Below are 12,496 nucleotides of genomic sequence, written 5' to 3'. Positions count from 1 at the left end.
AGAATTTTGCATCAAGGAACAACAACAAAAATTAAAAGGTGATACATATATGATAAAGATGAAAGACGTATATAAAACATATTCCAACGGGGTTACTGCTCTAAATGGGATTAATATTGATATTGAACAAGGGGAATTCGTTTACATTGTAGGACCAAGTGGTGCGGGAAAGTCATCATTTGTTAAATTGATGTACCGTGAAATTAAACCTACTACAGGATCGATATTTATAAACGAAATAGATATGAGTTCTATTAAGGAAAAAAAGGTCCCATATCTAAGACGGGATATTGGCGTCATTTTTCAGGATTTTAAACTGCTGCCAAAACTATCAGTCTATGAAAATGTCGCTTTTGCATTAGAAGTTATAGAAGAAACACCTCGTAATATTAAAAAGCGAGTTATGGAAGTTCTGGATCTAGTTGGATTAAAGAACAAGGCACGGTTTTTACCGGATGAATTATCAGGCGGAGAGCAACAGCGTGTATCTATTGCACGCGCTATTGTAAATCATCCAAAAGTAGTTATCGCAGATGAGCCAAGCGGGAATTTAGATCCAGAAACCTCTTGGGGGATTATGCGTGTGTTTGAGGAAATAAATGCACGTGGGACAACAATTATTATGGCAACACACAGTAAGGAAATCGTAAACACGATCAAAAAACGAGTTATTGCAATTGAAGACGGTTTGATTGTTCGTGATGAACATCGGGGTGAATACGGATATGAAATTTAGAACAATAAAAAGACACCTCCGAGAAGGTATTAAAAACATTTTCAGAAATGGTTGGATGACCGTAGCTTCAGTCGGAGCAGTAACAACAACATTAATTCTTGTTGGCGCATTCCTTGCGTTGATGTTAAACCTTAATCAGATGGCCGAAGAAATAGAAGATGATGTAGAAATTAATGCATTAATTGACCTTACCGCAAATGAAGATCAAATTAAAACATTGGGTAATAAAATTTCTGCAATTGATGAAGTAGAAAGTGTTTCGTTTTCTTCTAAAGATGAACAGTTAAAAAACCTTATAGATAGTATGGGTAAGGAAGGTCAATCCTGGAAGCTATTCAAGCAGGACAACCCCTTAAATCATGTATATGTAATTAAAGCAAAAGATCCTATTGATACGACGAAGATTGCGAGTGAAGTTAAAGGCTTTAATGCAATCCAGGAAGTTAATTATGGAAAAGACGTTGTACAACGCCTATTTCAATTCAATAAATATGCAAGAACGATTGGTTTAGTGTTGATTGCAGGATTAGTCTTTACTGCTATATTCCTTATTTCCAACACAATAAAACTTACAATTATGGCTCGCAGCAGAGAAATTGGAATTATGAAGCTTGTGGGAGCAACCAATGGTTTTATTAGATGGCCATTTTTTATTGAAGGGATGTTCTTAGGAATATTAGGTTCTATTATTCCAATAGCAACTATTCTTGGTGGCTATTATTACTTAGATACAAAATTAAGAGAACGAATTACCTTTAGTTTTGTAGAAATATTACCATTTAATCCATTTGCATGGCAGCTTTCACTAATTATCTTAGCAATAGGAGCACTTATTGGCATCTGGGGAAGTGTCATGAGTGTACGCAAATTCCTGAAAGTATAACTTAGATTAATCGAAAAATAATAAAGGGGAATGAATACGAGATGAAAAAAAATATTTCTTATGTACTAGTTGCAGTATTACTTGCAACTAGTACTCTGCTAAACTGGCAATCTGTTTCTGCATCAACTATTGACGATGCTAAGAACAAAGTCGATGAAATAGAATCGAAGCAAGAAAAACTGAATGAAAAACAAAGCGATATCAAAAAGAAAAAAGAAAAAACTACTGGTAAAATTGACAAAAACCTTAGTAAACAAGAGAAAGTAACAAATCAAATAGAAAAAATTACCAATAAGCTAGTAAAAACAAAGTCTTCCATTAAGGGAAAAGAAAAAGAAATCTCGGAAACTAATAAAGAGATTGAAAAACTTAAAGTTGAGATAAAAGAATTGAAGAAAAGGATTAAAAAGCGAGAAGATCTTTTAAAAGAACGCCTTCGTACTATCCAACAAAATGGTGGAGACATGCGGTACATAGAAGTAATTCTTGGTTCTCAAAATTTTGGTGACTTTGTAAGTCGTTCATCAGCAGTTAACACAATCATGGATCAAGATAAAAACATAATGGCAACACACATGGCTGAGAAAAAAGAATTAGAAAAAAAGAAAAAAGTAGTTGTGAATAAAAAAGAAGCATTAGAAGAACAAAAGCAAGAACTGGTATCACTTAAGGCTCAATTAGATGAACAGGCGGCTAAAAAAGAAGATCTAATGGCACAGTTAGAAAAAGAACATAAGAACTTAGAAAAAAATAAAGCTGATTTACAAGAACAAGAAAAAGACTTACATGCTCAAGAAGCCAAATTGCAAAAGGCAATGGAAGCCGCAAAAGGTGAAATTCAAAGGTTGCAGCAAATTGCGCTTCAAAAAGCTAAAGAAGAAAAAGCAGCGAGACAACAGGCTGCAAATAATTCATCCGATTCAAATTTAGAAACATTAGCACAAACTTCTAATCCGGGTGGCTTTATTAAACCGGCATATGGTCCACTTACATCAAACTTTGGTATGCGTCGTCATCCTGTAACAGGCGAACTATCAGGTCATACGGGAGTTGACATTAACGGTGAGACTGGGGATACAGTAGTAGCATCTATCTCTGGCTACGCTATACCAGTTAATATTCATTGGTCATATGGTACACATATGCTTCTTGTTGGTGAAGTAAATGGCAAAACTTATACAACCCTTTATGCTCATATGTCCCAGTCCTATATTGGTGGCGGAAAATATGTGGAGCAAGGTGAGGCTATTGGTGAAATAGGTAGTACAGGTCGTTCAACGGGATCACACTTGCACTTTGAAATTCATGTAGGTTCGGTATACCATGGGGCCTCTAGTGCGATTAATCCAATGAACTATTTAAATTAAGTAGCATGTATTTGCAATTGTTCAGCATAAACTTTAATATTAAAGGCATCGCACATTACGGTGTGATGCCTTTTTATAGGTTATTATCAGTCTGAAGTTTATAGGGGTGAAGCAATGAACTTGAATAAACAACACATCGTTTTGGTGCTGATTGGCGCTTTAATTTTAGGATTTGGTGGTGCATATTTTGGTGTTCAATTAGCACAATCAAATCAAACCCAAGATACAGAAGAACTTGTAACAGACAATTCAGATGGAAACCAGGAATTAAAGACACCTGCTGCAACACCAAAAAACATGGACAAAGTTGTCCAGGCTTATAGCTTAATTAAACAAAATTATTTAGAAGATGTGGAAGAGCAACAATTAATAGAAGGTGCCATACAAGGAATGCTCGATACACTTGAAGATCCGTATAGTACATATATGGACGTAGAAACCATGAAGAATTTCAATGAAACAATTGAATCTTCTTTTCAAGGTATTGGTGCGGAAGTAAGCATGGTTAATGATACTGTTACCATAATTGCTCCTATAAAAGATTCCCCGGCAGAAGATTCCGGATTGCGTCCTAATGACCAGATACTTAGTGTAGACAATGAAAGTATTCAGGGACTTGACCTGTTTGAAGCAGTTGAGAAAATCAGAGGGAAAAAAGGTACAGATGTTGTTTTGGAAATAAAGCGTCCAGGAGTATCGGAACCGTTTGATGTGACGATTACACGTGACGAAATACCGCTAGAAACCGTTTATTCGGAAATGAAAACAATTGATGGCAAAAAAACCGGTGTAATTGAAATCACTACCTTTTCAGAGAAAACAGCAGAACACTTTAAAAAGCAGCTTACAGATCTGGAGAAAAAGGGAATGGAAGGATTAGTTATTGATGTACGTGGTAATCCGGGTGGTTTATTAAACGCTGTCGAAGCCATTCTGAAGGAATTCATTCCTGAAGAAATGCCGTATATACAGATTGAAGATGGTAATGGCAATAAAACACCTTACCATTCAGAGTTAAAAGAAAAAAAACCATATCCAGTAAGTGTTTTAGTAAATGAAGGTAGTGCTTCAGCTTCAGAAATTTTAGCTATAGCAATGAAAGAAGCAGGCTATGACGTTGTTGGAACAAAGAGCTATGGAAAGGGAACGGTTCAGAAAGCAATTCCTTTCGGTGATGGAAGTACCATTAAATTAACATTTTATAAATGGCTTTCACCTGAAGGAAAATGGATTCATGAAAAGGGTGTTAAGCCAACTATAAAGGTAGAACAACCCAAATACTTTTACACGAATCCAATCCAAATAGAGGAACCGATAACCTATAATCATACGGGTGAAAAAATAGAGAACATTCAAATCATGCTTCGTGGATTGGGATATGATCCTGGTAGAAATGACGGCTATTTTAATAAAGAAACAGTCGAAGCTGTGGAAAAATTCCAATCAGACAATGATCTGAAGGTAACTGGTGAAATTAATAAAGAAACAGCTGGATTAATCGAAAGTAAGATAGTAGAGAAAATTCGTAGTGGTGCAGATGATAAGCAGCTTGAAAAAGCATTGAATAGTCTTTATTAATACACAAATTCGCGGGGTGAAACTCGCGAATTTTGTTTTCCCTTGAAAAAACTAAAGTGTGATTAGACTATGCAGGAAATTATCGTTTTATGGCGAATAGGTATTATATATAGACTCTTTTCATATGCATTGTTGCTTTTCATCATCATAGCTGATATAAACTACGACGTAAGTTTAGGTGTATTTCCAAAGACATGTGTATTGCTGCCGTCCAGGATCGCTCCGGGCGGATGCTTTCCGCGGGCACGGCCTTAGCCTCCTCGAGAAGACCACTCTGCGGGGTCTTCGGACACGTGCTGTTCCCGCAGGAGTCACCGCCCTCCACTCACCTGGACTGGTAAAGCTAATTACGTAAAAATTCTTTGTCATTTCTTTCAATTATGAATGCTGTTATTGGCAACTGTTATACCAGCAGCCCGTATACACGTAGACTCCTGCAGGAGGAAAGGCATCGGTAAGACTACGCAGTGCGTTAGCACAAGGAGGCTCACCAGCCGCCCTAAGGTGCGCGAAGTGTATACGGGCTGCGGCTGCCTAAGTAACTTGTTTCCATTTTCGGTAATATAGGTCTAACATAGATAGAAGTTACGTCGCAATATATATTTATTCTCTCGAAAGCAACAATGCGTACGAAAACTGCCTATTTATAAGAAATATTATATATAAGAAAGAAAAGAGAGGCATTATTGGAAGGTGATTACGATGGTTGAATCTTGGGTTACAGAAATGGTTAAAGGAATTGGGAAATTATTTTTAAATCCATTAACCTATTGGGTATTTATTTTAATCCTTTTTGCAGGATTGCGAAGAATACGCAAGGAACGTACTAATTTTGGAATTAAAATATTCGATGTTTTTACCGAATGGAAGGGTACTGGCATTATTTCGATTGTAGCGGGAATTCTTGTGTCGGGAATTTGTATAGGGGTTGGGATTGTATTTTCCTATGAAACGCTTGCACTACTTTGTTTGGTAAGTATTTTATTAAGCTTGTCATTACGTTTCACCATGCTTTCTCCAAGCTATACGATAGGATTTACACTGTTATTGTTATTATTTATGCCTACCATTATCAAAAATCAATCATACTTAGATAATAATTTGTTCAATGACCTTAACTTTGCTGGAGTATCCATCCTAATTGGGATATTTCTACTGGTAGAGGCATTATTAACGTATCGTATCAAGCAACGTGATACCTATCCAGATCTAGTATTAGGATCAAGAGGTAAATGGGTAGGCCTCCATCACCTTAAAAAGCTGAGTATTATTCCTTTTTTCGCATTGGTGCCGACTGGCTTAATCACTCCTTTTGCAGCTTATTGGCCATATATTTCATTAGGCGGGGAATCCTATAGCCTTTTACTATTTCCATTTCTAATAGGTTTTGACCATTCCGTCCGAAGCGTTTTACCTGAAGTGGCTGCTCAGCGTCTCGGCAAAAAAATTGGGTTGTTAGGAATTCTAGTGTTAATCCTTGCGGCTGGTAGCGTGTACGTTTGGAGTTTGTCCATAGTTGCAGCTATTATTGCAATTTTGGGTCGTGAGTATATCAGCTATAAACATCGTGTCACGGATAGCGGGAAACAATCTTTTTATAGCAGGGACCAAAGCGGTCTGACTGTTATCGCGATTATACCTAATACCCCTGCAGACAGACTAGGGATACGTATTGGTGAAACGATAAGTAAAGTGAACGGGCGAAAGGTCCAGAACGTAGATGAATTCTATCAATTCCTTCAAAAAAGTGGAGCGTTTTTTAAACTCGGGGTACTTGATAATGCTGGAGAAGTAAGGCTCCTGCAAAGTGCTTTCTATCAAAACGACCATCATGAATTAGGTCTTGTTTTTGTAAAAGAGCGTCACCATTCAAATAAAAAGATATCTCAGGCAAAATAAAAAGCATCAGCCGCGATTTTTTTGGCTGATGCTTTCGTTTTACTCGGTTTCTATTTCAAATTCTTTGTGTGTGTGAATTTCATCTTTTTCAACATGAACCGTGATGTGATAGGTTCCTTTATCATCAAGTTTCATTTCTATTTGATAGGTACCAGTTTCTGCTTCATTTAAATTCACATATTCATGTTTTTTACTTTCATCTTTCCAAACTTCCATCCGTACAAGCGCATTTTCTAAAGGTTCACCTTTATGTGTGATTTTTGCGACATAGGCAGAAGCTTCATTAACCTTAACCGTTTCAGGTATTTGAAAATCAATAGTTGTGTTGGAATGGTGATGATGCTCGCTGGTTTCTTTATCTGCTTCTTTAGTGTCTCCAGCTTCTTTTGTTACCTTTCCAACTGTAATTTTGGCTTTAGGCATCGTATGCATATCACGTGCCGTTACATGGGATTGTACATAAAAGATTCCATTTTCATCGAATGTTTTTTCCGCAGTATAAACACCGTCTTTTTGGTGGTTAGCCTGAATCATTTTGCTTTCTTCTTTTTCACCGTTTTTCCAAACTTCAAATTCTATTTCGCTCGCATCATCAACAACTCCCTCGTCCTGGGTTACGGTAACTGACAATGTAACGGCTTCATTTACATCTAGTTTTTCTGGAACATCCAGTACTGCTTCAATTGGTTTTATTACATCTTCACTTGAACTATTGGTGGATTCATCACTTTTTCCACATGCACTTAGTAAAACGATGATTATTGTTAATAACAAGATTTTTTTCATAATAAAAATCCTTTCCGCTTAAGATCTTCTCTAGTTTGATTATAGGGGATAACAATCACACAAACAATTGAATCCTTTGTGAACGATTTTTAATACAGTAAAGTGGGTATTATTGTTAATAGTACAACAAGCAGAAATATCGAATATTTGTTCGTGTTTGTGTTAAAATTTATGTATAATTGTGATAAACTATAGTTAGGAAGATAAGAACGGAGGCAAGACTCATGAAAAATAAGTTTGACCTTGTGTCCCAGTATATGCCAAGCGGGGACCAACCAAAGGCTATAGAAGAATTAGTTGAACGAATTAAAGCTGGACAACACCATCAGACATTACTTGGAGCAACAGGAACTGGTAAAACATTTACCGTTTCAAATGTTGTTACAGAAATAAATAGACCGACACTTGTAATCGCACACAATAAAACACTGGCAGGTCAATTATATAGTGAGTTTAAAGAGTTTTTTCCAAACAATGCAGTAGAGTATTTTGTTAGTTTTTATGACTATTATCAACCGGAAGCATATGTACCATCCAGTGATACATTTATTGAGAAAGATTCAAGTATTAATGATGAAATAGATAAATTAAGGCATTCGGCAACATCTTCTCTTTTTGAACGTAGAGATGTGTTAGTTGTTGCAAGTGTTTCTTGTATTTATGGTTTGGGTTCACCTGAAGAATATAGTAGTCAAGTGCTATCGATTCGGATGGGGATGGAAAAAGATCGTGATCAGTTACTGCGTGATTTAGTAGATATACAATATGCAAGAAATGATATTAAATTCCAGCGTGGAACATTCCGTGTTCGTGGGGACTCTGTTGAAATAATTCCAGCTTCCAAAGAGGAACACTGCTTTCGGATTGAATTTTTTGGTGATGAAATCGATCGAATTCGTGAGGTGGATGCATTAACTGGAGAAATAATTGGGGATCGTGAACATGTTGCTATTTATCCAGCATCACACTTTGTTACTCGGGAGGAAAAACTGAAACTCGCGATTAAAAACATTGAAACCGAATTAGAAGAACGCTTGAAAGTTTTAAGGTCTGAAAATAAACTGTTGGAAGCTCAACGCATTGAACAACGTACAAATTATGATATCGAAATGATGCATGAAATGGGGTATTGTTCAGGCATTGAAAACTATTCAAGGCATTTAACACTTCGGGAGGAAGGTGCCACTCCATATACATTGTTTGATTACTTTCCAGATGACTTTTTGTGTGTTGTCGATGAATCCCATGCGACACTTCCACAAGTAAGAGGTATGTTTAATGGGGATAGAGCACGTAAACAAGTGTTAGTGGATCACGGTTTCAGATTACCATCTGCACTTGATAACCGTCCACTTATGTTTGGTGAATTTGAAAAGAAAACAAACCAGCTTATCTATGTATCTGCAACACCTGGACCATATGAACTGGAACATACACCTGAAATGACCGAACAAATTATTCGTCCAACTGGATTACTGGATCCGAAGATAGACATCCGGCCAATCGATGGCCAAATTGATAATTTAATTGGTGAAATAAATAAACGATCTGAAAGAAATGAACGAATATTGGTAACTACCTTGACGAAAAAGATGTCTGAGGACCTTACGGATTATTTAAAAGAACTTGGAATTAAAGTGGCGTATTTGCATTCGGAAATTAAAACATTAGAACGTATTGAAGTCATCCGCGATTTGCGGGTAGGTAAATATGATGTATTAGTAGGAATTAACTTACTTCGTGAAGGGCTTGATATTCCGGAAGTTTCGCTTGTAGCCATATTGGATGCAGATAAAGAAGGATTCCTGAGATCAGAGCGTTCGCTCATACAGACAATGGGTCGTGCGGCACGTAATGAGAACGGTGAAGTTGTGATGTATGCTGATAAAATTACGAATTCAATGCAGGTTGCTATAGACGAAACAACCAGGCGACGCGAAAAGCAAATCGCGTACAATGAAAAGTATGGCATTACACCGACAACGATTAAAAAAGACGTTCGGGATGTCATTCGAGCAACTGTTGCAGCTGAAGATCAAGCGGAATACGAAGACAAAGCTAAAAGCCTATCTAAGCTAACGAAGAAAGAAAAAGATAAAGTAATTAAGAATATGGAAAAAGAAATGAAAGAGGCTGCAAAAGCACTTGATTTCGAAAAAGCAGCAGAGTTACGTGATATTCTACTTGAGCTTAAAGCGGAAGGATGACAGGTGAATGGCTACAAAATCTATTGAAATTAAAGGCGCTAGAGCACATAATTTAAAAAATATTGATATAACGATTCCAAAGAATAAACTAGTTGTTTTGACCGGATTATCAGGTTCTGGTAAATCGTCACTGGCATTCGATACAATCTATGCGGAAGGACAACGCAGGTATGTGGAATCACTTTCAGCATATGCACGTCAGTTTTTAGGTCAAATGGATAAACCAGATGTTGATACAATTGAAGGTCTATCGCCAGCTATTTCAATTGATCAAAAAACAACGAGTAAAAATCCTAGATCAACAGTTGGAACCGTTACCGAGATTTATGATTATTTACGTTTGCTTTTTGCTCGTATAGGTAGACCAACATGTCCAAAACACGGAATAGAAATCAGCTCACAAACAGTGCAACAAATGGTTGACCGTATTTTGGAATTTCCAGAACGAACAAAAATGCAAATCCTTGCACCAGTTATCTCGGGACGAAAAGGTGAGCACGTAAAAACGTTTGAACGTTTGAAACAAGAAGGTTATGTACGAATTCGTGTGGATAATGAAATGCGTGAGATTACGGAAGAAATTAAACTAGAAAAAAATAAAAAACATTCAATCGAAGTTGTAATCGACCGAATCGTTATAAAAGAAGGAATAGCTACAAGGTTGGGTGATTCGATTGAAACAGCTTTAAGGTTAGGTGAAGGGAACCTTATTGTAGATGTAATCGGTGAGGAAGAACTCAAGTTTAGCGAAAACCATGCATGCCCTATATGTGGCTTCTCGATTAGTGAACTGGAACCAAGGCTGTTTTCATTTAACAGCCCTTTCGGAGCATGTCCAACGTGTGATGGATTAGGTACTAATTTAGAAGTGGATATTGAGTTGGTTATTCCTGACTGGGATAAGTCGCTAAAAAAACATGCACTTGCTGCCTGGGCACCTATCAGCTCGCAATATTATCCGCAACTCCTTAAAAGTGTCTGCAAGCATTATGATATCAATATGAATGTACCTGTAAAGGATTTGCCAAAGGAGCAGATGGATAAAATACTGTATGGTAGTGGCAAGGAAAAAATTCATTTTCACTATGTGAATGAATTTGGGGCAGTTCGTGATAATACCGTTGAGTTTGAAGGTGTAATACGAAACATTGAGCGAAGATACCGCGATACATCATCTGATTTTATTCGAGAACATTTATCGCAATTTATGGCTCAAAAAGACTGTCCAAGCTGTAAAGGATATCGTTTAAAGGAAGAAGCCCTTTCAGTGTTGGTTAATAACAAGCATATCAGTATCGTAACGGATTATTCGATAGTAGAGGCAATGGAATTTTTTACGAATCTTGATTTAACAGAAAAAGAGAAGAAAATTGCTCATATGATTTTGAGGGAAATATCTAATCGTCTTGATTTCCTAGATAATGTTGGCTTGGATTATCTAACACTATCCCGTGCTGCTGGTACATTATCGGGCGGTGAAGCACAACGGATTCGATTAGCAACCCAAATTGGCTCTGCACTTACAGGGGTTCTATATGTACTTGATGAGCCGTCAATCGGATTGCATCAGCGTGATAACGATCGGTTGATTGAAACATTGAAGCGGATGAGAGATTTGGATAATACGTTAATCGTCGTGGAACATGATGAGGATACGATGCTTGCTGCAGATCATTTAATTGATATTGGACCAGGTGCAGGTGAGCATGGTGGAGAAATAGTCGCTAGTGGCACGCCAGAAAAGGTCATGAAAAACAAATCATCTTTGACTGGTGACTATTTATCAGGGAAAAAATATATTCCTTTACCCATAAAGCGACGTAAACCGAAGAAAGCAGTAATTGAAGTTGTTGATGCAAATGAAAATAACTTAAAAAAGGTTTCTGCTAAGTTTCCGATTGGCTTAATGACGGTTGTTACAGGAGTTTCGGGATCAGGAAAAAGTACTTTGGTTAATGAAATTCTTTATAAGGGACTAGCGAAGTCACTTTATCGTGGAAAACATAAACCTGGTAATCATAAAAAGATTAATGGTATCAAGCACATCGAAAAGGTAATTGATATTGATCAGGCACCTATCGGTAGGACACCACGATCTAATCCAGCAACATATACGGGGGCATTCGACGATATCCGTGATGTTTTTGCCCAAACGAATGAGGCAAAGGTTAGAGGCTATAAGAAAGGACGCTTCAGTTTTAATGTGAAAGGCGGCCGTTGCGAAGCATGCCGAGGCGACGGTATTATTAAAATTGAAATGCATTTCTTACCAGATGTGTATGTACCGTGTGAGGTATGTCATGGTAAACGCTATAATCGTGAAACACTTGAAGTGAAATATAAGGGAAAAAGTATTGCAGATATTTTAGAGATGAGAATTGAAGAATCAGTCGAGTTCTTTGCGAACATCCCTAAAATCAGCCGTAAGCTCCAAACGATTTTTGATGTAGGTCTGGGCTACATTAAATTGGGTCAGCCTGCAACAACGCTTTCAGGTGGGGAAGCGCAACGCGTGAAATTGGCTAGTGAGCTGCACAAGCGGTCAACAGGTAAGTCGTTTTATATTTTGGATGAACCAACGACTGGTTTACATGTGGACGATATTAAACGTTTGTTAGCTGTATTACAACGCTTAGTGGATAACGGTAATACTGTTTTAATTATTGAACATAATCTGGATGTCATTAAAACTGCTGATCATATTATTGACCTTGGTCCTGAGGGTGGCGATCGAGGAGGACAAATCATTGCAAATGGAACTCCGGAACATATCGCTGAGCAAGAAGAATCTTATACAGGTCGTTATTTAAAGCCTGTACTGGAACGTGATAGAAAGCGGATGGAAACAGACATGGAAAGGAAGGAAAAGATTGGATCTAAATAAAAGGTGGTGGACCCCATCTAAATAGGGGGTCTACTATTTTTTTTCTAATGAAGAAAGTTCTTGTGGAAAGAGCATGAAACGCCGAAATCCCATCTTGCAAGGTCATAATTTTTGACGAGTGTGTGTCAATTGGGTAAGGTGAATAGAGAAGGTAGT

Annotated in this window: 8 protein-coding genes; 7 read left to right on the top strand and 1 reads right to left on the bottom strand. The window is 37.3% G+C overall.

What is annotated here, in order from left to right:
- Nucleotides 1–49: 49 nt before the first annotated feature.
- The 5 genes from ftsE (at nt 50) to LG329_RS05260 (ending at nt 6,463) form a co-directional block, all read left to right on the top strand.
- Nucleotides 50–736, top strand: coding sequence for a cell division ATP-binding protein FtsE (gene ftsE / locus LG329_RS05280; RefSeq protein ID WP_404454271.1), 687 nt, complete (start codon nt 50–52; stop codon nt 734–736).
- Entirely contained in the window at nt 726–1,619 is an 894-nt protein-coding gene (gene ftsX / locus LG329_RS05275; RefSeq protein ID WP_404454268.1) for a permease-like cell division protein FtsX, read from the top strand. The genes ftsE and ftsX overlap by 11 nt, the downstream gene beginning before the upstream one ends.
- A 41-nt stretch (nt 1,620–1,660) precedes the next feature.
- On the top strand, nt 1,661–2,986 hold the full coding sequence (locus tag LG329_RS05270) for a murein hydrolase activator EnvC family protein (protein WP_404454265.1): 1,326 nt from the start codon (nt 1,661–1,663) through the stop codon (nt 2,984–2,986).
- A 114-nt stretch (nt 2,987–3,100) separates the two neighbouring features.
- On the top strand, nt 3,101–4,564 hold the full coding sequence (locus LG329_RS05265) for a S41 family peptidase (RefSeq protein WP_404454262.1): 1,464 nt from the start codon (nt 3,101–3,103) through the stop codon (nt 4,562–4,564).
- A 702-nt stretch (nt 4,565–5,266) separates the two neighbouring features.
- A complete protein-coding gene (locus tag LG329_RS05260) occupies nt 5,267–6,463 on the top strand; it encodes a PDZ domain-containing protein (protein WP_404454260.1) in 1,197 nt (398 codons plus the stop codon).
- A 39-nt stretch (nt 6,464–6,502) separates the two neighbouring features.
- Here LG329_RS05260 and LG329_RS05255 read toward each other — a convergent pair whose 3' ends face one another.
- A complete protein-coding gene (locus LG329_RS05255; protein WP_404454257.1) occupies nt 6,503–7,249 on the bottom strand; it encodes a FixH family protein in 747 nt (248 codons plus the stop codon).
- Between the two features lie 224 nt (nt 7,250–7,473).
- On the opposite strand from LG329_RS05255, the gene uvrB reads away from it, so the two are divergent.
- Nucleotides 7,474–9,456 (top strand): excinuclease ABC subunit UvrB, encoded by a 1,983-nt coding sequence (gene uvrB / locus LG329_RS05250; protein ID WP_404454254.1) that lies wholly within the window; start codon nt 7,474–7,476, stop codon nt 9,454–9,456.
- Between the two features lie 7 nt (nt 9,457–9,463).
- Nucleotides 9,464–12,340 (top strand): excinuclease ABC subunit UvrA, encoded by a 2,877-nt coding sequence (gene uvrA, locus LG329_RS05245; RefSeq protein ID WP_404454251.1) that lies wholly within the window; start codon nt 9,464–9,466, stop codon nt 12,338–12,340.
- The last annotated feature ends 156 nt before the right edge of the window (nt 12,341–12,496 follow it).

The sequence above is a fragment of the Virgibacillus necropolis genome, assembly GCF_044793635.1.
In the GTDB taxonomy this organism is placed as follows: Bacteria; Bacillota; Bacilli; order Bacillales; family Amphibacillaceae; genus Virgibacillus_F; species Virgibacillus_F necropolis_A.
This window is presented reverse-complemented; position numbering and strand designations above follow the sequence as displayed.